The organism is Mycobacterium sp. NGS63, from assembly GCF_059812295.1.
Map to the genome: position 1 here is coordinate 376,499 of NZ_JCALCJ010000001.1, position 23,650 is coordinate 400,148.

Genomic DNA, 23,650 nt, shown 5'->3' on the forward strand with positions numbered 1-23,650 from the left:
CCGCGCTGTCCTGATTCAGTTCGCGCACAGGCACTTCGGACACAGTTCTTCGATTGTTCTACGAAACGTATTGCAACGACCGCCGCCGACCGCTACGTCGACCCGTTGTTGCCCGGCAATCCGAGCAGCAGACCGCCGGTGCCGCCCGCTCCCGGGATGCCGGCCGTCCCCGCGTTCCCGCCGTTGCCGCCGTTGCCGCCGTTGCCGACCAGCACGGCGTTGCCGCCCTTGCCGCCGGTGCCGCCGACCCCGGCGCTGTTGGCGGTACCGCCGTCACCACCGGCACCGCCGTTGCCGATCATCCCGGCCACACCGCCCGGGCCGCCCGCACCGCCCAGCACGTTGCCGTGCCCGCCCTGCCCGCCGAGCCCTCCGTTGCCCCAGAGCATGCCGGCGGCTCCGCCGGCCACGCCGATGCCGCCATTGCTACCACCGGACGAGCCGGCCCCCGCGGCACCCCCGTTGCCGATGAGCATGCCGGCGTTGCCGCCCGCCCCGCCGTTCCCGCCGGTGGTGTTGCCGAAGCCGCCCGCACCGCCCGGGGCGCCGTTGCCGAAGAGTCCGCCGACGCTGCCGCCGGCGTTGCCGGGCCCGCCGACGACGGCTCCGAACCCGCCGTTGCCGCCCGCTCCGGGCGTGCCGTAAAGAAACCCGGACCTACCGCCGATGCCGCCATCGCCGCCGGCGTTGGTCGCTCCTTGTCCGCCGGCGCCGCCGACGCCGCCATTGCCGCCGAACATGCCCCCGGCGCCACCGGCCCCGGCGTCGCCGGAATCCGTGCCACCCGATCCGCCCGGGCCGCCGGCGCCGCCGTTGCCGAACATGCCGCCCGATCCGCCGTTGCCTCCGTTCCCGGACATGCCCGCCGCCGAGGTTCCGCCGCCGCCGCCGGCGCCGCCGGTGCCAAACAGCCCGGCGATACCGCCGTTCCCACCGGCCCCGCCGGTTATCGAGTTTCCGCCGGGGCCGCCGGCCCCGCCGGTCCCGAACAACATCCCGCCGGCGCCGCCGTTGCCGCCGTTCCCGCCGGCGGTCCCGGCAGACCCGCCGGCGCCGCCCGCACCGCCGTGACCGAACAGCCCTGCGGCGCCGCCATTGCCGCCGTTTTGCCCCGGCCCCAGGACGCCGTTGGCCCCGGCGCCGCCGTTGCCGCCGTTACCGAGCAGCCACCCGCCGGGCGCGCCGTTTTGGCCGGTCCCCGGGGCGCCGTTGGCGCCGTTGCCGATGAGCGGGCGCGCGGTCAGGGCCAGGAAGGGCGCGTTGACCACATTGAGCACGTCCTGGCCCAGCGTCTGCGCCGCGACGTTGGCGGCCTCCGCGCCAGCGTACGAACCGGCACCGGCAGTGAGGGCCTGCACGAACTGCTGATGAAACCCAGCGACCTGAGCGCTGAGCGCCTGAAAGCCCTCACCGTGGGCGGAAAACAGCTCGGCAATCGCCGCCGACACCTCGTCCTGGGCGGCTACCAGGATCCCCGTCGTCTGGGCCGCCGCGGCCCCGGTAGCCGCGTCGAGCGTCGCGCCGATGCCCGCTAAATCCGTTGCCGCCGCGACCATCGTCTCCGGCGCCGCCATGACAAACGACATCCCGCACCTCCAAGCAAACCAAGACAACCCAGCGGCTGGCTGGCGATCGGTGACACACAAATCGTATGCCGAAATACAGCGGCGCAGCGGGGTAACGCGATTATCCTTCGGGCCTTCATGGCGTCGGGCCGCGTGAGCGACCGCGCGGTCGGTGCGAGTAAGGTCGCCTACGATCGGGCCGCTGCATCAACCTGACGAGGTTTACGACATGACCGAGGACGAGCTGACGCGCAAGGACCTTGTGCGTCCGGGCGCTTTGAACACGGTCTGATCGAAAGAAGATGGGCATCGGGGACCGTGACGCGGCCAGGCGCATCGGCATCTTCGCGCACGGCGAGGTCGGCCATGCGATTCTCGGGAAATTGCTCGCCTACGCGCCGGAAAGCGTTGTCGCGCTGCTGACCGAAACCGACGCTGTCGCCGACGGGTTCCCCGTTCCCGAGGGTTGCGAGACCAGACGGTGGGGGGATCAGGACGAGGGTGACAGGGTCGAGTGGCTCGTCTCCAGGCGGCTTGACGTCATCGTTCTCGCCTGGTGGCCGCATCTGCTCAAGGAAGGTGTCCTCGAGGCGGCTCCCGTCATCCTGAACACCCATCCCAGCCTGCTGCCGTACTGCCGGGGCAAGGACCCGAATTTCTGGGCGATCGTTGAAGGCGCGCCTTACGGCGTCACGCTCCATCACGTCAACGCCGCGATCGACGCCGGTGACATCGCCTTCCAGAAAGAGATACCGGTGTCGTGGACCGACACGGGGGAGACGCTGTACCAGAAGGCGTTGGCAGCAATGGTCGCGCTTTTCGAAGAGGCCCTGCCGGTGATCGTGCACGGCACGATCCCGCGGATTCCGCAATCGGATGCCGGCACCCTGCACTATCGCAGCCAACTCGAGTCAGCGAGCATCATCGACCTCGATGAACCGACGACGGCCAGGGAGGTACTGAACCGCCTGCGCGCCCGGACTTTCCGTCCACACCCCGCGTGCCGGTTTTCCGACGGCGACGGCGATTACGAGGTGCGGGTCACCATAGAAAAGCTCACCTAGCCCGCGGCGCTTTTCACGCTTCGCACAGCTCGCGAACGACTTGCACGACGCGGCACTGCTCGTCCTTGGTGATGTCATGGAAGCTGGGCAGATTGATCGCCCGCTCGGGAATGTCGGCGGCCCATCGACCGCCGGGCGATCCGGCAAATGGTGGAATCGTCGAAAGCGGGTGAAAAAAGACCCGGGCGTCGATGTTTTGTGCGGCAAACGCACCCCGAATGCGGTCGGACGTCAGCCCCCTCGCTCCCTCGAAGACGACCGTGGGCATCCAGAAGCCGTTCTGGGTGTCGGCCGGTTCGGGATTCATCGAGATGCCCGCCACCCCGGTCAACGCGTCGTGGTAGACGTAGAAGACTTCCCGCTTTCGCGAGATCAGCTCCTCGATGCGTTCCATCTGGCCGCAACCGATGGCCGCCTGGATGTTCGACATCTTGTACTTGAACCCCACCATGTCCGGCCAGAACTGTTTGGTCTGACCGCGCGCGCGGCCGTGGTTGCTCAGCGTGAGCACGTGCTCGTACAGGTCGTCGTCGTCGGTGACGAACATGCCGCCCTCACCGGTGGAGACGGTCTTGGTGCCGTGAAACGAGAAGGTCCCGAATCGCCCCAGGGAGCCGGCGCGGTTGCCGTGATAGATCGAGCCGAGGGCCTCCGCCGCGTCCTCGATGACCGGGATGCCGTGCTTTCGCCCGATCGCCAACAGGGCGTCCATCTCGCACAGGTTGCCGTACAGGTGCACGGCGACGATGGCCTTGGTGCGCGGAGTGATCGCCGCCTCGGCCAAATCCGGGTCGATACACCAGCTTTCGGGCAGGATGTCGACGAAGACCGGTTTGGCGCCCAGGTGGACGATGGGCGCCGCGGTGGCGATCCAGTTGGTGTCGGCCATGATGACCTCGTCGCCCGGGCCGATGCCCAGCGCGGCCATGCCCATGTGCAGGGCGCCGGTGCAACTCGACGTCGCGATCGCGTGCTTGACACCCAGGTGCGCGGCGAAAGCATGCTCGAAGCGATCGAGGTATTCGTAGCAACGCGCGCCCCAGCCGTTCGCGGCGGCGTCGGTCGCGTACCGCACCTCGAGGTCGGTGATCGACGGTTTGGTGTAGGGGATGCGGGGGTTCACAGCACGCTCAACTCCGGGACCGCGGTGACGAGACGCACGCCTTTGTCGACGAGATCACCCAACTGGGCGCGGACCTCATGGGCGATGTTCCACGGCAAGACGACAACGTAGTCCGGCGGGTCCTCCCGCAGCGCTTCGGGTGAATAGATGGGAATGTGGCTGCCGGGCATGAATTTTCCTTGCTTGGACCCCGCGGCATCGCACACGTAGGGCAGCAGGTCGGGACGGACGCCGGCGTAGTTCAGCAGCGTGTTGCCTTTGGCGGCGGCCCCATAGGCGGCCACGCGCCGGCCGGCGCGCTTCTGCTCGACCAGAAATGCCAGCAGATCGACCTTGACCCGGTCGGTGCGCTGCTGGAACTCGGTGTAGGTCTCCAGTCGGGTCACCCCGAATCGGTCCTCGCGCGTCTGCAGCGCAGCGACGCGGTCGGTGGTGGCGATCGCCGCGTCGGTCAGGCAGCCGTAGACGCGAAGGCTGCCGCCGTGGGTCGACAGTTCTTCGACGTCCCACACCCGCAGGCCGGCGGCTGCGAAGATCTGGGTCACGGTGGTGAGCGACAGGTACGAGAAGTGCTCGTGATAGATGGTGTCGAACTGGGTGTGTTCTATCAGCGGCACAATGTGGGGAAATTCCAGTGTCACGACGCCTTCGGGCTTCAGCACCGTGGCCAGCCCGCGGGTGAAGTCGTTGATGTCGGGGACGTGGGCATACACGTTGTTGCCCAGAATCAGATCGACCCGCCGGCCTTCGCCGGCCAGCCGGCGTCCCAGGGCCTCGCCGAAGAACTCCCGCGCCACCGGGATTCCCAGCGCCTCGGCCGCCGCAGCCGTGCCCGCCGTCGGCTCGATACCCAGGCACGGGATGCCCGCTGCCACAAAGTTCTTCAGCAGATAGCCGTCGTTGGACGCCACTTCGATGACGAAGCTCTCGGGCCCGAGATTCAGCCGCTCGGTGATCATGCGCACATACCCGGCGGCGTGGTCGAGCCAACTGGTCGAGGTACTGGAGAAGTAGGCGTAGTCGGGGCTGAACAGTTCCTCAGCGCGCGCGTAGTCCTCGGTCTGCACCAACCAGCACTGGTGGCACACCTTAACGCGCAGCGGGTAATGCAACTCCGGGTTGGACAGGTCGTCGGCCTGCAGGTAGGCGTTCGACGGTGGCGCGAAGCCCAGGTCCACGAACGTGTGCTCCAGGGGCGTACCGCAGTGTCGGCATTTCATACCGCGACCCCCGTGAAGTTGGGGTCCAGCAGCGGATGGGATCGGTCGCGAGCCGAAAGGTCCTGCGGCGGCAGGGGCCAGCTGATGGCGAGCCGCGGGTCGTCGTGCCGGAGCCCGCCCTCGGCGGGCGGGTGGTAGAACGCCGTGTGCAGGTACAACAACTCGCTGTCGGGTTCCAACGCCTGGAAGCCGTGCGCGAAACCCTCTGGGATGACGAACATCTGGGCGTCGCCCTGCGCCAGCTCCTGGGCGTGCCATTGCAGGAATGTGGGGGATCCCTTGCGCAGGTCGACCGCCACGTCCCAAACCCTGCCGCGAAGGCAGCGGATCATCTTGACTTCCGCGTGCGGCGGGCGCTGGAAATGCATGCCGCGCACGGCCCCCGCGTGGCGGGTGGTCGAGTGGTTGATCTGCACGACCTGGCGGTGGCCCAGCAGGGGCTCGAGTTCCTCGGCACAGAAGAGGCGCAGGAAGGTGCCGCGGTCGTCTTGGTGAGGGTCGGACCGCACGACCTTCAGGTCGGCCACCGGGGTGTCGATGATGTTCATGCCGTCGCCCAAACCTGGCCCGACTCGGCCGCATCGGCGACGTAGGCGGCCAACTGGTCGGCACTCGACACCTCGTCGGCCTCGATCAGCTGCCGATACCAATGGGCCGTGTGCCGCAGCGTCTTCTCGAGATCCCAGACCGGACGCCACCCCAGATGCATCTTCGCCTTGGCGCTGTCCAGGTGTAGCAGACCCGCCTCGTGTGGCTGGGGGCTCGATGTCACCTGCCACCGAAGCTGCGGCCAGGTGCGGGCCAGCTGTCCGAGCACCTGCTCGACCGTGCGGTTTCCGGCCTCGTCGGGACCAAAGTTCCACGCATCTGCGCACGCGCTGTCGCCCGTCAGCAGCCGCTGACCCAGCAGCAGATACCCGCTGAGAAGATCGAGCACGTGCTGCCAGGGGCGCGTGGCGTTCGGCGAGCGAATGACCAGCGGCTCGCCGGCTGCGATCGAACGCGCCAGGTCGGGAATCAGCCGGTCCTCGGACCAGTCGCCACCGCCAATCACGTTGCCGCCCCGGGCTGTTGCGAGCAGGGGCGCCGACGGGTTTTGCAACAACGAAGCCCGGTAGCTCGCGGACACCAGCTCGGCGGCGGCCTTGGACGCACTGTAGGGCTCGTGGCCACCCAGCCGGTCTTGCTCCCGGTAGGCCCAAGGCCATTCGCGATTCTCGTAGCACTTGTCGCTCGTAATCGCGACCACGGCGCGCACTTCCGGGGTATGACGAACGGCCTCGAGGACGTGCACCGTGCCCATCACGTTGGTGGCCCAAGTGGTCACCGGCTCGCGGTAGGACCGACGGACCAACGGCTGGGCGGCCAAATGGAAAACCATCTCCGGCCGCTCCGCGGCGAAAACCCTGCGGACTGAGGCTTCATCGCGGACGTCGACGCGGTGATCGTTGATGGACAGCTTCAGCAGGTCCCAATGGCTGGGCTCGACCCATGGGTCCAACGCGAGCCCGGTGACCTCGGCGCCCAGCGTTTGCAGCCACAGCGCCAACCAGCTGCCCTTGAATCCCGTATGGCCGGTGACGAGGACCCGGCGCCCGCGGTAAGCAGTCCCGAAAGCGTTCAATGCCAGCATTTCCAGGGCGCTTCGCCGCTGCTCCAGAGTTCTTCGAGCATGTTTCTGTCTCGAAGGGTGTCCATGGGTTGCCAGAAGCCGGAATGCTCGAAGGCCATCATTTCGCCGTCGGCAGCGAGACGAGTCAAGGGTGCGCCTTCCCACGAGGTCTGGTCGCCTTCAATGTAATCGAGCACCGCGGGCGACAGGACGAAAAATCCGCCGTTGATGAGCCCGCCGTCGCCGCGCGGCTTCTCGACAAAGCGCGTGACCCTGTCACCCGCGCACTCGATGGCCCCGTAGCGTCCCGGCGGGAGCACCGCCGTGACCGTGGCGCTCCGCCCGTGCTGACGGTGGAAGTCGATGCTCGCGCCGATGTTCACGTCGCTGAGCCCATCGCCGTAGGTGAAGCAGAAGGCCTCGTCGTCCTTGATGTAGCTGCCCACCCGCTTGAGCCGCCCGCCCGTCATGGTGTCTTCACCCGTGTCCACCAGCGTCACCCGCCAGGGCTCGGCGTGTCGCGTGTGCACTTCCATCTTGTTAGCCGACATGTCGAAGGTCACGTCCGACATGTGCAGGAAATAGTTCGCGAAATACTCCTTGATGACGTAGCCCTTGTAGCCGCAGCAAACGACGAAGTCATTGATCCCGTGGTGGGAATAGAGCTTCATGATGTGCCACAGGATCGGCCGCCCGCCGATCTCCACCATCGGCTTCGGGCGGATCGTGGTCTCTTCCCTGAGGCGGGTGCCCAGGCCACCGGCCAGCAAGACGGCTTTCATCGGACCCGCGAGTAACCCGCGTTACCTTCCACTAAAGCCCCCAGCAGTTGGTACTTTTTGCCCTGCAACCAGGTGGTTTTGGGCGTTTCGGCCTGCTCACGCTGCCCGGATACCGCGACCGCGATCAGGAGCGACACGCGGTGAGAGTACACCGGACACCACCTCCTCGAAGGCAGAAACCGCGAGACAAAACGTTGCGGTCCAGGGGCGTGTTCAGAGAAATCACAATTGAGTCACTTAGTCGGTCATGCCTCGGTACAGTTACGGCACTGGAGCTGTCCGTTGGGGAGGCAACGCGTGACTGGTGACGGTCAATCGACCCGCGTGGACTCGGTTAGCGTGGTGATTCCGGTCTACAGCGGTGCCGAGACCTTGCCCGGCGTGGTCAAGGAGCTCGAGCAGCTTCGTTCGACGCAGAAAACCCCCGAGGGTCGTCAGTACTGCGTCGACGAGGTGCTCCTGGTGTGGGACCGCGGCATCCGGGGCAGCGACGAAGTCGTACGCGAGCTGGCCGCGCGGGACGACTGGATCCGCCCAATATGGTTGTCTCGCAACTTCGGACAGCATCCGGCGACGCTGGCGGGCATGACGTCGTCGGGCGGGGACTGGATCGTCACCATGGACGAGGACGGGCAGCACGATCCGGCGTATATCGGCGACATGCTCGACACGGCGTACCGGGACCGCACCCAGTTGGTGTATGCGGCGCCGACGAATCCGCCACCCCACGGTGCCTTCCGCAACGCGGCGTCTTGGCTGACGAAATGGCTGTTCGTGCACGTGCTGATGTCGTCCGACGGGCCCAAGGCGTTCAACAGCTATCGACTGATTCTGGGCGAGGCCGGACGCAGCGTGGCCGCCTACACCGGCGCAGGGGTGTTCTTGGACGTCGCGCTGTGCTGGGTTGTCGCCAACCCCTCGACCTGTCCGGTGGCGATGCGCCAGGAAGGGCGGCCGGCCAGTGCCTACACCCTGAGTCGCCTGGTCGCGCATTTCTGGCGCCTGGTCATCTCGTCGGGAACCCGGCCGCTGCGTTTCGTCTCGATGATGGGAATCCTGTTCGCCCTGATCGGTTTTGGGATGGCGATCAACAGCGCGGTCCAAAAAGCGCTCGGGGACATCAGCGTGCAGGGGTGGACATCGGTGTTCGTGGCGGTGCTGGTCGTCGGCGGCGCCATCTTGTTCGCCCTGGGGATCATCGCCGAGTACATCGCGGCCGCGGCCAATATGGCCATGGGTAAGCCGGTATATGTCATCGTGCGCGATCCGAGCGACGTGTTCGGCGACCGGGCGGAGTGAGCGGTGTTCACCTGGGTCGTGGGTCGCGGCGGACTGCTGGGCAGCGCCGTGTCCCGGGCGATTCGTCCGAAGTTCACGGAGCTTCGGGTGCCGTGGGCGGACCACGATACGGCGGTCGAGGTGCTCGACTCTAACCTCGAACGATTCGTCCGCGAGGCCGGAAGGGACGACTGGTCGGTCATTTGGGCCGCGGGCAGCGGCGTCGTCGGTACTACGGCCGACAAACTCGCCGCGGAGACGCGCATCATGTCTCACCTGCTCACGAGGTTGCGAGACACGCGACCGGCGGGTCGGGGCGCGTTCTTCCTCTCGTCGTCGGCCGGCGGCATCTACGCCGGGTCGACCCATCCACCGTTCAGCGAGTCGACGGCACCAAAGCCGCTGAGCCCGTACGGCGAGACGAAACTTGCGCAGGAGGAGATGGTCCAGACGACACTCGCGGGCCGTATCCCGCTGGTCATCGGGCGCTTCTCGAACCTCGCCGGACCCGGCCAGAACATGGTGAAACAGCAGGGTCTCGTCAGTCAGATGTGCCGAGCCGCGATCACGCGGCAATCGTTGAACGTCTTCGTGCCGATGGAGACGCTCCGCGACTACCTGTACATTGATGACGCCGCCGCGATGGTGCGCACCCTGGTCGAAAAGGCCGTGACCAACCAGCCGTCGATGCCGGTGCTGCGCAACATCTCCTCACAACAACCCGTGTCCGTCTGCACCGTGGTACGGACGGTGCAGCAGGTGGCCCACCGCACGGTCCGCATCGCGCTGGGGACCAGCCCGTCGTCGACCTATCACGTCCGGGACTTGCGGCTTTGCACTGATTTCCGGGACGACTTCCACAGCGTGGCGATCACGCCGTTCCCCGTGGCGGTCAAGCGCGTATACGACGACGTGCTGCGGCATCAAGCCATGCACGACTGACCGCCGTGCGTAGAGGTCGAACCCGCAAAGTGGTCGGCGCCTGTCACTTGGGGACCCGACGCGGCCTGCGGTGACGGCTGCAAGCTCTACGTGTGCGACGTCTCGCCTTGCGTGTCGGCGGCGGTGCGGCGGAAAGAAAAGTACCGATGACCGATGTAGTTCAGCAGCACCGTGGGCACCAAGATGATTGCCTGTGCCGCGATGCGCTGCACACCCAACTCGACCAGCGCGGTCAGGCCGACGGCGTTGATGCCGAACGTCGTGAGGTACACACTCTCGAATCGCACCAGGTCACGCAGCACGTGGCCGCGAACGCGGAAGACCAACCGGCGGTGCATCAAGAAAGCGAACAGCACACTCAGCGCGTGTGAGAGGACCACCGTCACCAGAGACCCGGCGACGGTGCCGAGCCGGTGGTCGACGAAGTGGCCCACAGTCTCCGAACAGCCGACGAAGAGCGCGAACCCGACGGCGGTGTTGATTCCCCCGACCACCACAAATGCGACGCGCTGGTCCTGCACGAGCCTGATCAGCGGCCCCGGCGGCGCCGATTCAGGCGGCAGGTCGAATTCACTCATAGAGCAGCGTTGGGGTGGTCATGACTCGCTCTCTGGTTTCAACAGCGGTGTTCGCGGCGTGGATTTCTTCGTAACATGTTGGCCCACTTCCCCCGATGGCCGCGCAATATCTGCGAATCCTAGCGCCACGATCGGTTAGGAACTAAGTTACTGAGCTGCCGGCGTTCACCCGGCTCGTTCGCTCGTGGGGGCTTGTCGTTGCGCCGCAATCGCGCGGAACTCCGCCTGGCCGAGCAGTAGGAGGCAGTGTCGTGGCGCCAGCGGTATCGGTCGTCGTGCCGGTGTACAACGGCGTGTCGTTCATTCACGAGACGATGCAGTCGATTTTGGCGCAGACGTTCACCGACTTCGAACTGCTGGTTTCGGAGCGCTATTCCACCGACGGCACCTGGGAGGCTTTGCAGCGCTACGGTGACGACCCGCGAGTTCGCCTGCTGCGGCTGGATGCCCCCGGTCCGGCGCCGGTGAACTTCAAGTACGTGACCGACCTTGCCAGCGGCGAATTCATCAAGGCCGTCTGCGCCGACGATGTGCTCTATCCCGACAATTTGGCCGTGTTGGTCGCCGAATTGAGGGCGCACCCGTCGGCCGTGCTGGCCGTCAGCTCCCGAGATGTTATCGACGCCAACGGAAAGATGGTGCTGCGCAACCGGGGGCTGGCCGGGCTGAGCGGTGAGGTCGACGGCGTTGAGGCCATCCGCCGCACCGTGCTCGCCGGCACGAACATCTACGGCGAGCCGCCGACGGCCTTGTTCAGGCGCAACGCGCTGATCGAGGCTGGTGGTTGGGAACCCAACCGCCCCTTCCTCTTTGACCTGGCGACTTACTGCAGGGTGCTGCTGCATCACGGTGGGAACCTCGTAGCGGTGCCCCGACCGCTCTGGGCTTTTCGGCTCAGCGGCGCTCAGGAGACCGTCAAAACCTACAACCACACCCAGACCGACGATGTCATCGGGTTTTTCCAAGAGTTGGCCGCCGCGAACCCAGGGCTGCTCAGTCGGCGGCACCTGCTCGTCGGCAGCACGCGGGCCCGGATGAACACCATCGGACGTCACGCGATGTACCGCTGGCTTGGGCGCAAGCGCCTCGAGGCCGCCACAACCGGCAGCTAAACCTCGCAACTACGTCACTCACACCACAGGTGACCAAACCGGTGGAGTGATAGCCACTGGACGATCTTCTGCACGGATCGCATCCGTTCGGGAAATGCTGCCCGGGTTGCACGGCGGGATCAGTGGCCGGGTGGAGCGTTTCCGCTAGGCTTGGCAACCACTTGTGTTGTGCTTCAGGTACTTCGGCTCGAGGTACATCGCGCGGCCCGAATTTCGACGATTTGACCACGCGTGTAGCCGTTACTGCACTCGGTGGTCGGGTTGCCCTAGTGTGCCGCAGCGCCTGGAATGCGCGGAGACATCATGCATGCCGACCCAAATCGTTTCGTTGCGACACGCTTGCTCCGTGCCGACATGCGATCCGGCTCGCGGGGCAAGCGTTGTCGGGGGCCTTTCCAAGTCCCGCGAATCTCAGTTCGATGGGGGGGTCGTTGGGTAGACTGCCGGGCGGCGGATTGGGGGCGCGCCATGCTCCCGCCACTGTCCACGCAGAAGGGGAAAGTGCAGTGAGGCGACCCCTCGACGTGCTCCTTCAGATGGTTTCTGCCACCCGGGATCGGCTTTCGGTGGTCACCGGACAATCCGAGCGCACCATCTTCCTCGGTACTGTCCTGGTGGCGTCGGCGATTTCGGCTGCGACAGGCTTTGTTCTCGTGCAGTACTACTCGGTCGACCTGATCACGTCGCTGATCGTTTTCCTCCCCGAGGACTGTTACCTGGATTGGCCCACGAGGGTAGGTCGACATTGTTTCAGCGACTATTCGATACCTATGAGCTTCGGGATGGCGCCCGACCCCTGGGCGCCTTATCCGTTGTACCTTCCGCCAGCATTCAAGCCGTCCAGCAGCAACTACTTGGCGGCCGGGATGGTGCCTCCGGCGATGTTCGGGTTTCTGGGTAAATGGCTGGGTGCACCACGGCTCGGACTGTTCGGCTACCTGCTCGTTCTGACGGCCGCGGTGTTTTCTCCCGCAATGTGGGCCGCGCGCGGCGCGCGGGGCCTGGAGCGGGTAATGGTGTTTGTGGCGTGCGGCGTCGCGGCCGTCCCGGCCTGGGTCGTGATCGATCGAGGCAACGTGGTGGGGTTCGTCGTGCCAATCGCGCTGGCTTTCCTGGTCGCGCTGTGCCGGCGGCGCTGGAACCTGGTCGCAATCATGGTGATCCTGGCGGCGCTGGTGAAACCGCAGTTCGCCGTGCTGGTTGTCGCGCTGTTCGCCGCGCGGCAATGGCGACTGGGTGGCATCGCAGTTGGCGGGGTCGCGGTCTCCAATGTCGCCGCATATCTGTTGTGGCCGCGCGACTTTCCCGACACGATCCTGCGATCCGCCCACAACACCCTTAGCTACGGTAAGGGGGCGTTCCAAGCCGTCGTCGCGAACTCGAACATATCTTTCGGCAAGGCGTTCTTGACGATCCCCGATGGCATCAAGGCCCGTGAAACGGGGGGTGCCATCCCAGACGACTTCCTCGCCGGCCCACGATCAGCGATCGGGTACGCCATCCTCTTGCTGGTCGTCGTGTCAGTCATGGCCCTGGGGCGGCGGCTCCCGCCTGTCATGGCGGGCATCCTGCTGCTGGCCACTGCCTCGCTTTTCCCCACGCTAAGCAACCCGTACTACCTGATCTTCGTGTTACCAGTTGCGGCGCTGGTTGTCCGGCATCCGGACGGACCGCCGGGAACCGGGATTTTCGACCGCCATGCGACCGTAGGCGGCCACCGCCGCGCGGTCGGCGTTTGCCTGAGTCTGGCCGTGGCGCTGTGCGTTGCCCAGATCGCCATACCCGCTCCGCCGCACCAGATCTCAGTGATTGTGCGACAGATGGCGGCACCCACCACCGCGATACTCGTCAGCAGTACGCTGTTCCTCGCGCCGTTCCTCTGGCTGGTCACGTGTGGGGTGATCATCGTTTCCTACGCGCGGCGCCCGGATCCCTTGTCCCGAGGTTCCGCTGGCCAGCCGGGGTCTTCGGAGGTAATCACGGCGTTTTCGCCACAACGACCAACACAATCTGGGAAGCTGTTCGCAACCGGCGACCTCGGGTCCAAAGCTTGCTCTCCTTCGTCGAGCACGGAGACCTCGCAGGGAAGCGAGTCGTCCGATCGAGCACTCGATCAGTAGCCGGGATAGGAAGGGAAGGAACGCGGGGGATAGTCGGGGAATTTTCGCCGCATCGCCCGTCGACCGTCTAACCAAAAGGAATAAAATGCCGCGGGCTGTGAAAGAATATTTCTCATCGAAATCGATGATCGACCTCTACTTCAACCTGAGGTTCGCTCCATTTCGGTTTCCGCAGCGTCACCAATATTACTCGGCCGTCGAGGGCAAATATGGGATCGAGATCGGCGGACCTAGTTCGCTCTTCAAAACGGTCCTGCCGGTCTATCAGATCGTGCGCGGATTGGATGGCGTGAACTTTGCGACGGATACCATCTGGGAAGGTAATATCGAGGCCGGAGATAATTTTAACTATTACCACAGCAAATCCGGCCGTCAATTTATCTCTGAGGCGTCGGATTTGAGTGAAATTTCGTCCGGCCGATACGATTTCCTCCTCTCGTCAAACTGCCTGGAGCATGTCGCGAACCCCATCAAGGCCCTCAAGGAGTGGGGAAGGGTTATCGCAGCCGGCGGAGCGCTCATCCTTGTTCTGCCCAACAAAGAGAGCAACTTCGACCATCGGCGCCCGGTTTCGAAGTTCGAACATCTGTTGGAGGACTTCGATCGAGACACCGGAGAGGACGACCTGACTCATCTGGACGAAATCTTGATGCTTCACGACCTGAGCATGGATCCGCCGGCCGGCGACCTAGAGCATTTTCGGCAACGAAGTCTGAAGAACTTCGAGAATCGAACTCTGCACCACCATGTGTTCGATGTCCCGCTGATTGAACAAGTCCTCGACCACATTGGATTTGAGATCGTGGATATCACGACCACCAAAAGCGACTTCTTCGCGCTCACAAAGAAGCCTGGCGCCGGCGCCCCTGCGGACTGATCATGCACCGAACGGCTGAGAACGCCCTGGCCCTGCTGACCAAGCTGCGAAGTGAATCCGAGCGCGCCTCCTATCGGGCTGCGGAAAGCTACCGGCGATCTGGTGACGCTTTGGGCTTCATTTGCGAAACCCACCAGGAGCTTCCACCGCAGCCGCCGACCGGCCGGCGCACCTTGCTTTTGTTCGCGCACTTCGATCCCCAGGGTGTCGTGGATCCTTATGTCGTCAACTACTTGAGGGCGCTGCACGGGCTGGGAGCAGCCATCGTTTTCGTTTCGGGATCGCCGAGCCTTACACCGGAGTCGGTGGCTCCTCTCCGGCCCCTGTGTGCCGGCATATACACGCGCCAGACGTTATCCCTCGACTTCGGTTCGTGGCACTTGGCGTGGTCCATCATGAGGGAGCGCGGCTGGTCGCTCGATCAGTTCGACCGCTTCGTACTGGCCAACGACAGCGTGTATGGGCCGCTATTTCCCATTGAAGAGATGTGGGCCTCGTTTCACGGAGCCGACATGTACGGCGCCATCGAAAATACCGAGCAGTCACCCCACGTTCAATCTTTTTTCCTATGCTGGGACCTCAACCCGCGCACCCGTTCTTTCCTGAACGACGAGTGGAATGGCTTCCAATACGTTACCGACAAACTCCTCTTGATCCGGCGGTACGAGGTCGGCCTGTCCACGCGTGCCCATGATGCGGGCCTCACTGTAAAACCGTTCCTTTCCGTCGCCGCTGTCAAAGCGATGAGTAATCGCTTATCGGGGCATCAGTGGTCCCAAAGATTGTTCTGGCCCCGACCCCCGAACATCACCATCTACTTTTGGGATGTCCTCATCGAGCACTTCCGGTTTCCTTTTCTCAAGGCGAGCTTGCCGCGTTACAACGCACCGTGGCAAGATTCCATTCCGCAGCTGCGCGACTTCATCGAGAACCACACCTCTTACCCCTACGAACTCATTCAGTCCAACGTCGAAAGGCTTGGGCTTGGCGAGTCGACCTGGGTCAGGCCAAATCCCACTTTTCAGCACATCCGGACATGGGGCGAGTCTCGGGTCGTGCAACTGAGAACTCAATTACAGCATCGGGGTTCCGATACCCAGGAGCCTCGGGTGGAAAATCAAGCCACACATCGGTTTTAGCGCCCGACGACATTCGGGCGTCAGGTGGGCAAGGATGGCCTAGGGTGATTGCCGAAAGCGTTGTCCAGCGAGTTGAGGAAGATTTTGACCTTCGGCGATGAAGACCTCCGGGCAAGGGTAAAGAAGGTCCGGAGAGCGGTCGCGCTTTCGAACCGGCAGGCGGCTGACTTCTCAAGCTTCATGCTGGACCTTCCGAGCAGGCTGCGCGACGAGTCGGTGCGCTCTTCCTACCGGGCGGCCCTGCGCTATCGGTTGGACGGCGACGCGCTCCGCTTCGTTTGCGAAACCCATCAAGAGCTTTCACCGCAGCCTCCCCCGGGTCGCCGCACGCTGGTATTGTTCGCGCATTTCGATCCGCAAGGCGTTGTCGATCCTTACGTCGTTCACTACTTGAAGGCGCTCCACGGGCTCGGAGCCACGATTATTTTTGTCTCCGGCTCGCCGGCCCTGACGCCGGAGACAATCGAGCCCCTCCGCGCCCTGTGTGCCGGCATCTATACGCGTCGCACGCTTTCCCTTGACTTCGGTTCGTGGCACTTGGCGTGGTCCACCATGAGGGAGCGCGGCTGGTCGCTCGACCAGTTCGATCGCATGGTCCTTACCAACGACAGCGTGTTCGGGCCACTTTTTCCGATCGAAGAGATGTGGAGCTCTTTCCGGGATGCCGACATGTACGGCGCGATCGAAAGCACGGAGTACGCCTCCCACCTCCAATCCTTTTTCGTGGCTTGGGATCTCAACTCGCGCACCCGCGGCTTCCTCGACGACTTCTGGAACGGCTTCCGCTACGTCGTAGACAAGAACCGCCTCGTCCGTAGGTACGAAATCGGGCTATCCAGGCGCGCTCGCAAAGCGGGGCTGACGCTTCAGCCGTTCGTCTCCGCGGCCGCCATCGAAGCCGCCTATGCGCGTGCGCCGGACCACGAATGGGCCGGCGCATTTTCCGGGGAGCCCATCAACAACACGCTCTATTTCTGGGACGGGCTCATCGAGCACCTCAGGTTCCCCTTCCTCAAGGCGATCCTGCCGCGCCACAATCGGCCCTGGCACGAGTCGATGTGGCAACTGCGCGAGTTCATCGAGCGACACACCGACTACCCGTACGAGTTGATCCAGTCGCACGTGGAAAGGCTTGGCTGCGGGCCGTCTTCGTGGGTCAAACCGGCCGCCGTGCAGTCGTGAGCCGCGGGCACGACCAACTAGCCCAAGACCTCGGCGGTCAGACCGAACTCGTCGAACGCGCGGGAGAGATCCTCGCGCAGCGCCTCCTGGGAGTTCGCCCGGCCGGTGAGGTAGGCGTTGACGGTAATCCATGATTTCCCGCCGCCCCGGCCGGAAACCACGAACAGCTGGCCGCCGATGCGTTCCATGGCCCGCCTGGTGATCCCGGGCTCGATCAACCGCCCCGACGTGTAGTCGGCGTCGGTGCCGTCCGGGCGCAGCACCGCCGCGGGCATGTCTCCGACGTTCGAGCACCCGACGGGACGGCGGGCCGCCCCCAGCCCCATCCCGGTCGCCCGGCGCGCCACCCACTTCGGGGTCAACGGCGTCAGCGGCAGCGGCCCCAGCAGTTCCTCGGTGATCGTGTCCAGGTCGGCGAACGCCTGTTTGAACTTCAGGCGAGCTTCGGTGAGGTCCGAGGACAGTTGCGTCGGGTCCACGGAAATGGTCGGCAGCACCACGGCGTTGCCGCGCGTGTCGTCTTCGGTGCGGTCGCCGACCGGGAACGCCAGGGTGACCGTTCCGTCGTCGCCGACGCGGCCCATTCGCGCGCCGAGCCTGCCGGCGAACCCCGCCAAGAGCGTGAAGCTGTTCCCGCCAATGCCTTTCGCGCGCGCATCCCATAGCGCGGTGTCGACGTAGGCGGTCGCCGACGGCACCACCAAGGGCTCGTCGTCGCCGGCTTTGCGCGGCGACGGCGGGGGCGAGGCCATCGACGCGGCGACGTCCCGGCGCCGGCGCCGCGTGATACGCACCGTCGCGGCCGCCGCGCGCGCCAGCTCCGGCGCCGAGGCGACGGTTTCCCGCACGTCCTGCAGCATGGCCCGGCCGCGGCGGCGTGCACCGGGCTGGGGGTAGCCCAGGTCGCGGAGCCTTCCGTCGGCCGCGTCGCTGAGCGCCCGCAGGACCCCGAGCCCGTCGACGAGGGTGTGCGACGTCGTCAGGCACACCGCGGTCCCGCCGTCGGTTAGCGGCAGCACCCCGATGTGCCAGCCGGGTCCGTATTCGGGATCCAGCGGCAACCGCGCCCGCTGGTCGAGCCACGAGTTCAGATCCGCACGGGGCCGCGGTGTTTGGGCGACGTCGATGTCGTGCAGTCCCCGGGAGACCACCCATCGGTCGCGGGCGAAGGGCAGCGGAGACGGTTCGACAAGCCTTCCCAGCAACCCAAATCCGAGATTTCGGTGGAAACGGCGCAACCCGTCGATATTTGCGGGGCGGTTGTAGATCCAGTTGAACTGCACAAGCGCCCCGTAGCCAAGCGCCCGCAGACCTAGATAGGACGCCTGGTCCATGTATGCGAGTCGATTGTCCACTGCGTTCACGGTAGTTTATTTGCCAGCCGGGCGGGCCGCTATGCCCGGGGGGTGTGCTGGTTCGGCGTCAACCTCGCCGTTCCTGGCCAGAAACGGTTTCGACGAAGGTAGGGTATTGCCCGTGGTTCAGTCTTCGATTCCTGCTGTGCTGCGCGAGCGCGCGAACCTGCAGCCCAACGACACGGCATTCACATTCTTTGACTACGAGCAGGATTGGGACGGGGTCACTCAGACCCTGACGTGGTCGCAGTTGTACCGGCGTGTGTCGAACCTCGGTGAGCAGCTCAAGGCCAGCGGTTCCCCCGGTGATCGGGCACTGATCCTCGCGCCGCAGGGACTCGACTACATCCTGGGCTTTCTCGGGGCCCTGGAGGCCGGGCTGGTCGCGGTTCCGCTCTCGGTTCCCTTTGGTGGGGCGCACGACGAACGCACCATCGCGGTGCTGGCCGACACCTCGCCCAGCGTCGTACTCACCACGTCGGCGGTCATCGACAACGTCAGCGCGTCGGTGGGCTCGCAGCAGGGGCAATCCGCGCCCGCGATCGTCGAAATGGATTTGCTGGACCTCGAGACCCGGCAGCGGCCGACGGGCCCGAGACCCCGCACCCGCGCGACCGACGGGTCGGACTTCATCTACTTGCAGTACACATCCGGGTCCACCCGCACTCCCGCCGGCGTGATGGTCTCCAGCAAAAACGTCTTCGCCAATTTCGAGCAGATCATGGGCGACTTCTTCAAGCCCGAGGGCGGCGTCCAGCCTCCCGACATGTCGGTGGTGTCGTGGCTTCCGCTCTACCACGACATGGGTCTCCTGCTGGGGATCATCATGCCGATCCTGGCGGGTGCGCCGACCGTGCTCAGCAGCCCGGTGGGGTTCCTGCAGCGTCCGGCGCGCTGGTTGCAGTTGATGGCGCGCAGCGGCCCCACGATCTCGGCGGGGCCGAACTTCGCCTACGAGCTCGCGGTGCGCAAGACGTCCGACGACGACATGGCCGGGCTCGATCTCGGCGGTGTCCACACGATCCTCAACGGCAGCGAGCGCGTGCAGCCCGCCACCTTGAAGCGATTCGCGGATCGGTTCGCCCGCTTCAATTTCGACCCCAAAGCCCTGCGGCCTTCCTACGGCATGGCGGAAGCGACGGTGTACATCGCGAGCCGTCAAGTCGGTGAACCACCGAAGATCGGTCAATTCGACGCCGAGAAACTGCCTGCGGGCCAAGCGATTCCGGTATTGGACGGCGGAGGCACTCCGCTGGTCAGCTACGGCAGCCAGCAGTCGACACTGACGCGCATCGTCGATCCCGACACCGGCCGCGAAGCCGCCGACGGAACCGTCGGCGAGATCTGGGTGCACGGCGACAACGTCGCGGCCGGCTACTGGCAGAAGCCCGAGGAGACCGAGCGCACCTTCGGCGCCAAGATCGTCGAGCCGTCGCAGGGCACACCTGAAGGCCCTTGGCTGCGAACAGGGGATTCGGGCTTCCTCTCCGAGGGCGAGCTGTACATCATCGGCCGCATCAAGGATCTGCTGATCGTCTACGGGCGCAACCATTCTCCCGACGACATCGAGGCGACGATCCAGGAGATCACCGCCGGGCGTTGCGCGGCGATCGCGGTTCCGGACAGGGGAGTCGAGAAGCTGGTCGCGATCATCGAGATGAAGAAGCGCGGCGACTCCGACGAGGAGGTGGCCGACCGGCTGCGCGGCGTCAAACGCGAAGTCACGTCGGCGATCTCGAAGTCGCACGGCCTGAGCGTGGCGGACCTGGTGCTGGTGTCGCCCGGTTCGATTCCCATCACCACCAGCGGCAAGATCAGGCGCTCGCAGTGCGTCGAGCTCTACCGGCAGGACGAGTTCGTCCGGTTGGACGCTTAAGACCTAAGGCAGCTCGTGTTTTCCGTGCCCGTTGCCGTTGGTGCCGTGCTGCGCCGTGGCGCCGGCGCCGAACAGGGGTAGGGGGTTGGTGACGTCGTCCCCGGCGGATCGCTCGCCGTGTTTGTTGCCGTTCCCGTGCCCATTTCCGTTAGCACCGACGGTGACCGGCCGCTGCGCCTGAAGGCCCTGGCCGAACAGCGGCAGCGAATGGCCGGGATACTTGTCCGCCTTGCGCTTGCCGTTCTTGCCGTTCTTCCCGTTGGCGGGCGTCGCCGGGTCCAGCCGTGAGTCCCGCAGGTCGTTGGTCACGTGATCCGGCAGGGCGCCGAGGTCGAACAGGGGCAGCGCGTGCTCGGCGAGACGCCCGACCTTCGCCGTTGGCTTCGGTGCCGCCTGAGCCGGCCCGGTCGACGCCGGCCGTCGCCGCTTGCTTCGCGGTTTGTGGCTCGGGGGAACGAGTTTCAGGCGAACGAGCAGGTCGTCGGGAATCAACGGCTGCCCCGCCGCGCCCGCCGCCGCCGTGGCGGGGGCCGGGGTCAAAGTCTCGCGGCTGGGGATCACCTTCATCCGGACCAGTTGGTCGGCCAACTGCTCCAGCTGTTGCTGCTTCTTCTGGTGGGCGGCGTAGACCTGGGCCGCGCTCTTGCCCAAATGCGAAGGCCACCAGTTCTTCTGGCCGACCAGCGCGGCGATGGCGGGCACCGTGATCGTGCGCACCAGGAAGGTGTCGATCAAAATGCCCATGCCGAGGATGAACCCTGCCTCGGCCATGGTGTAGATGCTGGCGGTCATCAACCCGAACATCGAGGCCGCGAAGATCAGGCCGGCCGAGGTGATCACGCCGCCGGTCGAACCCACGGTGCGGATCACGCCCACCCGCACGCCGTGCGGTGACTCGTCGCGGATGCGCGAGATCAGCAGCATGTTGTAGTCCGCGCCGACCGCGACGAGCAGGATGAACGACAATCCGGGCAGGCTCCAGTGCAGGTTCTGCCCCAAGATCATCTGGAATACCAAGACGCCCAGGCCCATCGCCGACAGGTAGGACAGCAGCACCGACCCGATCAGGTACAGGGGCGCGACGACCGCCCGCAACAGGCCGACGAGGATCAGGAACACGATCAGGATGGTGGCGAAGACGATGAATCCGATGTCCTGGTTGTAGTAGTCGCGGGTGTCCTTAAGCCCGCTGGGCAGGCCGGCCACGTCCACCGTCGCGTCCGAGAGCTCCGTGTTGGGCTGCGCCGATTGTGCGGCCTTGATGATCTTGGCGATCTGGTCCATCGCCTCGGTGGAGAACGGACTCAGCGCGCTTTGGATCAGGTAGCGCGCCGCGTGCCCGTCGGGGGAGATGAAGATCGCCGCGCCCTTCTTGAACTCGTCGCGCGTCATGATCTGCGGCGGGATGTTGAAGCCCGCCATCGACGGCTTCTCGGCGTTGTGCTTCATGTCCAGCAAGAATTGCGACGCCTGGTCGAGGCCGCTGCCGATGTTTCGGGTCTGATCGACCAGTTCCTTCACGCCACCGGCGATCGCGCGGCTGCCGTCGGCGAGCGCGTTGGCGCCCTGTTGCGCCTGGCTCATCGTGGTCTGCAGGCCCTTGATCGTCTTCATGGCGCCGGAGGCCTGGCTCAGCGTCTGCTGGACCTTGTCCAGCGTCTGCCCGATGGTCATCGCGCCATGCGCCGCCTGCAGGTTGTGGGCCATGATCTTCAGCGAGTTGAGGGTGCCGTCGTTGTTGGCCTGCACCATCGCCGCCAACCCGGCCCGCGAATTCACGCAACCCGGGTCGGCATTGCACGTCGGGCTTTCGTTGAGCGCCACCAACATCGGGCCGGCCCACGCGGCGATGTTCTCCGCGTTCGCCGTCGACGAGTTGAGGTTGTCGCCCAGCGACTTCATCTGCCCGGTGAGCGCTGCGCCCTGGTCCAGCGCCGCGATGGTGCGGTCGCCGCCCGCCGCCTGCTCGAGTGCCGTCAGCGTCCCGACCACCCCGCTGAGGCTGGAAACCGCACCGGTGACCTGGTCGCGAAGTTGGGCCAGGGCGTCGGCCAACTGATTGGAGCCGTTGACCAGCCGGTCCAGATCGTTGCCGTGCTGCTGAATCTGGGTCGAGCCTTCGCCGAGCTTGTTGCCGACCTCCCCGGCCTGGTACGAAACCTTCGTCTGCTCCAGCGGTTCCCCGTTGGGCCGGGTCAGGCCCCGCACCATCGTGATGTCGGGCAGCTGGCTCACCCGGCTGGCCATCATCTCGAGGTCGGCCAGCGCGGTCGGGTTCCTCAGGTCGTGCGACGGCGACCTGATGAACAGCACCATCGGCGTCAGCGCATTCATCGGGAAATGGCGATTCATCGCGTCATATCCCTTGGAGCTGTCGGTGGAATTGGGCATCGTCTTGAGGTCGTCGTAGTTGAAGCGCATCACGCTCGTGCAACTGGCCAACGCGATCAGCACGATCAGGCTCCCGATCAGATGGATCTTGGGCCGGCGCACCACGCGCGTTCCCATGATCCGCCAGGTGCGCGTGGTCAGGTCGCGCCGGGGCTTGATCCAGCCGCGTCGCCCGGCGAGCACCAGCAGCGCGGGCAGCAGGGTGATCGCGGAGAGCAATGCCACGACGACCGAAATCGAAATGGCCGGCCCGACGGCCGAAAACACTTGCAGTTTGGTGAAGGTCATCGCCACGAAGGCGATCGCGACGGTGGCCGCCGATGCCGTGATGACCTTGCCGATCGACATCAACGCCATCCGGACCGCTTGGTCGGAATCGTGGCCGTGCCGCACATAGTCGTGGTAGCGACTGATCAGAAAGACGGCGTAGTCGGTTCCCGCTCCGACCATGACCGCGGTCATCAGGACGAGGCTCTGCAAGATCACCGGCAGGCCGAGCTGGCTACTCAGCCCCGACAAGACGCCCTGCGATGTCGCGATGGATGCACCGATGTTGGCCAGCGGCACCAACATGGTGACCACGTTGCGGTAGATCATGAAAAGGATGAGCAGCACGGCCACCACGGTGCCGATCTCGATGAAATGCGCGTCCTCCAGCGCCATTTCGGTGGCGTCGGCGATGGTGGCCAACGGGCCGCTGGCGTACGCGGTCAGCGAGGTTCCCGCCGTGACCTCTTTGGCGATGTCCTTGACGTGGTGATAGGCCGCGATCGTGCTGGGCGCGGTGGCCGCGCCGGGGATGGACACCGGCAGGATGAAGGCCTTGCCGTCCTTGCTCGCCAGGACCTCGCGCATCTGCGGGGTGGCGAGGAAGTCCTGCACCGTCATCTTGTCCTGCGTGTCCTGGTGCAGCTTCTCCACCAGCTTGGCGTAGACGCCCTCGTCGGCGGGGGAGATCCCGTTCTCGTCGATCAGCAGGAGCATCATCAGCGAACCGCCGCCGCCCAGCGGATTGGCGCCGCTCGTGTCGGTGTCGGCGGCCGGCTTGGCGTCCGCAGGTCCCTTGGCATCGGGCTTGGGGGGCGCGACGGGCGCGGCGAATGCCTTGGCCATTTCCTGGTTGACGAGCATCGTCGGCGCGTCGTCCGGCAGCGGCTTCTGCTCATGCCGGCCGGCCTCCACCATCAGCGGCGGAAACACCAGCCACAGGACGGCCGCGATGGCGACCCAGCCGGCGATGACAAGCAGCGGCCACCGCACCACGACATCGCCGATGCGGTCGAAGATTCCCCCAGGCTTGGCTGCCTCGCCCGTGCCAGTCTGGCTCGACACCCAACTAACCCTACAATCAAGGCCCTGCTCGCGCGGGGTAATCAAGATCTGGCCGGCGACCGTGATATTGCCGTGATCTTGACGCCAAAACCGCTGGTTGAC

19 protein-coding genes are annotated in these 23,650 nt (G+C 65.3%); 9 read left to right on the forward strand and 10 right to left on the reverse strand.

The features are described from left to right. Nucleotides 1-92 precede the first annotated feature (92 nt). Nucleotides 93-1,586 carry a PE family protein gene (locus AC5Y4Z_RS01890; RefSeq protein WP_499960539.1) on the reverse strand — a complete coding sequence of 498 codons (1,494 nt, stop codon included), beginning with the start codon at nt 1,584-1,586 and terminating at the stop codon, nt 93-95. A gap of 281 nt (nt 1,587-1,867) precedes the next feature. On the opposite strand from AC5Y4Z_RS01890, the gene AC5Y4Z_RS01895 reads away from it, so the two are divergent. Further along, complete coding sequence (locus AC5Y4Z_RS01895; RefSeq protein ID WP_499960540.1) at nt 1,868-2,629, forward strand: formyltransferase family protein; 762 nt, start codon at nt 1,868-1,870, stop codon at nt 2,627-2,629. Between the two features lie 13 nt (nt 2,630-2,642). On the opposite strand, the gene AC5Y4Z_RS01900 is transcribed toward AC5Y4Z_RS01895, so the two are convergent. Genes AC5Y4Z_RS01900 through AC5Y4Z_RS01925 form a run of 6 tightly spaced genes read right to left on the reverse strand, consistent with a single transcriptional unit; the run spans nt 2,643 to nt 7,503 of the window. Further along, complete coding sequence (locus tag AC5Y4Z_RS01900; protein ID WP_499960541.1) at nt 2,643-3,752, reverse strand: DegT/DnrJ/EryC1/StrS family aminotransferase; 1,110 nt, start codon at nt 3,750-3,752, stop codon at nt 2,643-2,645. Further along, nucleotides 3,749-4,972, reverse strand: a complete 1,224-nt coding sequence (locus AC5Y4Z_RS01905) for a class I SAM-dependent methyltransferase (RefSeq protein ID WP_499960543.1) — start codon at nt 4,970-4,972, stop codon at nt 3,749-3,751. Before AC5Y4Z_RS01905 ends, AC5Y4Z_RS01900 begins: the two co-directional genes overlap by 4 nt. Then, on the reverse strand, nt 4,969-5,520 hold the full coding sequence (locus tag AC5Y4Z_RS01910; protein ID WP_499960544.1) for a dTDP-4-dehydrorhamnose 3,5-epimerase family protein: 552 nt from the start codon (nt 5,518-5,520) through the stop codon (nt 4,969-4,971). Before AC5Y4Z_RS01910 ends, AC5Y4Z_RS01905 begins: the two co-directional genes overlap by 4 nt. Continuing rightward, entirely contained in the window at nt 5,517-6,605 is a 1,089-nt protein-coding gene (gene rfbG, locus AC5Y4Z_RS01915) for a CDP-glucose 4,6-dehydratase (RefSeq protein WP_499960545.1), read from the reverse strand. The genes AC5Y4Z_RS01910 and rfbG overlap by 4 nt, the downstream gene beginning before the upstream one ends. After that, on the reverse strand, nt 6,593-7,366 hold the full coding sequence (rfbF, locus tag AC5Y4Z_RS01920; RefSeq protein ID WP_499960547.1) for a glucose-1-phosphate cytidylyltransferase: 774 nt from the start codon (nt 7,364-7,366) through the stop codon (nt 6,593-6,595). Before rfbF ends, rfbG begins: the two co-directional genes overlap by 13 nt. After that, the gene (locus tag AC5Y4Z_RS01925; protein WP_499960548.1) at nt 7,363-7,503 is read right to left on the reverse strand and encodes a hypothetical protein; all 141 of its coding nucleotides are present in this window, start codon (nt 7,501-7,503) and stop codon (nt 7,363-7,365) included. Before AC5Y4Z_RS01925 ends, rfbF begins: the two co-directional genes overlap by 4 nt. Before the next feature lie 187 nt (nt 7,504-7,690). Here AC5Y4Z_RS01925 and AC5Y4Z_RS01930 point away from each other — a divergent pair, with 187 nt between their 5' ends. After that, nucleotides 7,691-8,665, forward strand: a complete 975-nt coding sequence (locus AC5Y4Z_RS01930) for a glycosyltransferase (protein ID WP_499960549.1) — start codon at nt 7,691-7,693, stop codon at nt 8,663-8,665. Nucleotides 8,666-8,668: 3 nt separating this feature from the next. Then, nucleotides 8,669-9,586 carry an NAD-dependent epimerase/dehydratase family protein gene (locus AC5Y4Z_RS01935; RefSeq protein WP_499960550.1) on the forward strand — a complete coding sequence of 306 codons (918 nt, stop codon included), beginning with the start codon at nt 8,669-8,671 and terminating at the stop codon, nt 9,584-9,586. An 86-nt stretch (nt 9,587-9,672) separates the two neighbouring features. Here the strand turns inward: AC5Y4Z_RS01935 and AC5Y4Z_RS01940 are convergent, their stop codons facing one another. Beyond that, the gene (locus AC5Y4Z_RS01940) at nt 9,673-10,164 is read right to left on the reverse strand and encodes a GtrA family protein (protein WP_499960551.1); all 492 of its coding nucleotides are present in this window, start codon (nt 10,162-10,164) and stop codon (nt 9,673-9,675) included. Nucleotides 10,165-10,415: 251 nt separating this feature from the next. Here AC5Y4Z_RS01940 and AC5Y4Z_RS01945 point away from each other — a divergent pair, with 251 nt between their 5' ends. From AC5Y4Z_RS01945 to AC5Y4Z_RS01965, 5 genes are all read left to right on the forward strand, one after another. Beyond that, nucleotides 10,416-11,276: a glycosyltransferase gene (locus AC5Y4Z_RS01945; protein ID WP_499960552.1), complete on the forward strand. Its 861-nt coding sequence runs from the start codon at nt 10,416-10,418 to the stop codon at nt 11,274-11,276. A gap of 506 nt (nt 11,277-11,782) precedes the next feature. Next, entirely contained in the window at nt 11,783-13,396 is a 1,614-nt protein-coding gene (locus AC5Y4Z_RS01950) for a glycosyltransferase family 87 protein (RefSeq protein WP_499960553.1), read from the forward strand. A gap of 97 nt (nt 13,397-13,493) precedes the next feature. After that, nucleotides 13,494-14,273: a class I SAM-dependent methyltransferase gene (locus AC5Y4Z_RS01955; RefSeq protein ID WP_499960554.1), complete on the forward strand. Its 780-nt coding sequence runs from the start codon at nt 13,494-13,496 to the stop codon at nt 14,271-14,273. Nucleotides 14,274-14,275: 2 nt separating this feature from the next. Beyond that, entirely contained in the window at nt 14,276-15,412 is a 1,137-nt protein-coding gene (locus AC5Y4Z_RS01960) for a rhamnan synthesis F family protein (RefSeq protein ID WP_499960557.1), read from the forward strand. Between the two features lie 48 nt (nt 15,413-15,460). Continuing rightward, nucleotides 15,461-16,594 carry a rhamnan synthesis F family protein gene (locus AC5Y4Z_RS01965; protein WP_499960558.1) on the forward strand — a complete coding sequence of 378 codons (1,134 nt, stop codon included), beginning with the start codon at nt 15,461-15,463 and terminating at the stop codon, nt 16,592-16,594. A gap of 17 nt (nt 16,595-16,611) precedes the next feature. Here the strand turns inward: AC5Y4Z_RS01965 and AC5Y4Z_RS01970 are convergent, their stop codons facing one another. After that, nucleotides 16,612-17,949 carry a condensation domain-containing protein gene (locus AC5Y4Z_RS01970; RefSeq protein WP_499960560.1) on the reverse strand — a complete coding sequence of 446 codons (1,338 nt, stop codon included), beginning with the start codon at nt 17,947-17,949 and terminating at the stop codon, nt 16,612-16,614. A gap of 121 nt (nt 17,950-18,070) precedes the next feature. Here AC5Y4Z_RS01970 and AC5Y4Z_RS01975 point away from each other — a divergent pair, with 121 nt between their 5' ends. Then, nucleotides 18,071-19,825: an AMP-binding protein gene (locus AC5Y4Z_RS01975; RefSeq protein ID WP_499960561.1), complete on the forward strand. Its 1,755-nt coding sequence runs from the start codon at nt 18,071-18,073 to the stop codon at nt 19,823-19,825. 3 nt (nt 19,826-19,828) lie between these two features. On the opposite strand, the gene AC5Y4Z_RS01980 is transcribed toward AC5Y4Z_RS01975, so the two are convergent. Continuing rightward, nucleotides 19,829-23,548, reverse strand: a complete 3,720-nt coding sequence (locus tag AC5Y4Z_RS01980) for an MMPL/RND family transporter (RefSeq protein WP_499960562.1) — start codon at nt 23,546-23,548, stop codon at nt 19,829-19,831. Nucleotides 23,549-23,650: the final 102 nt, after the last annotated feature.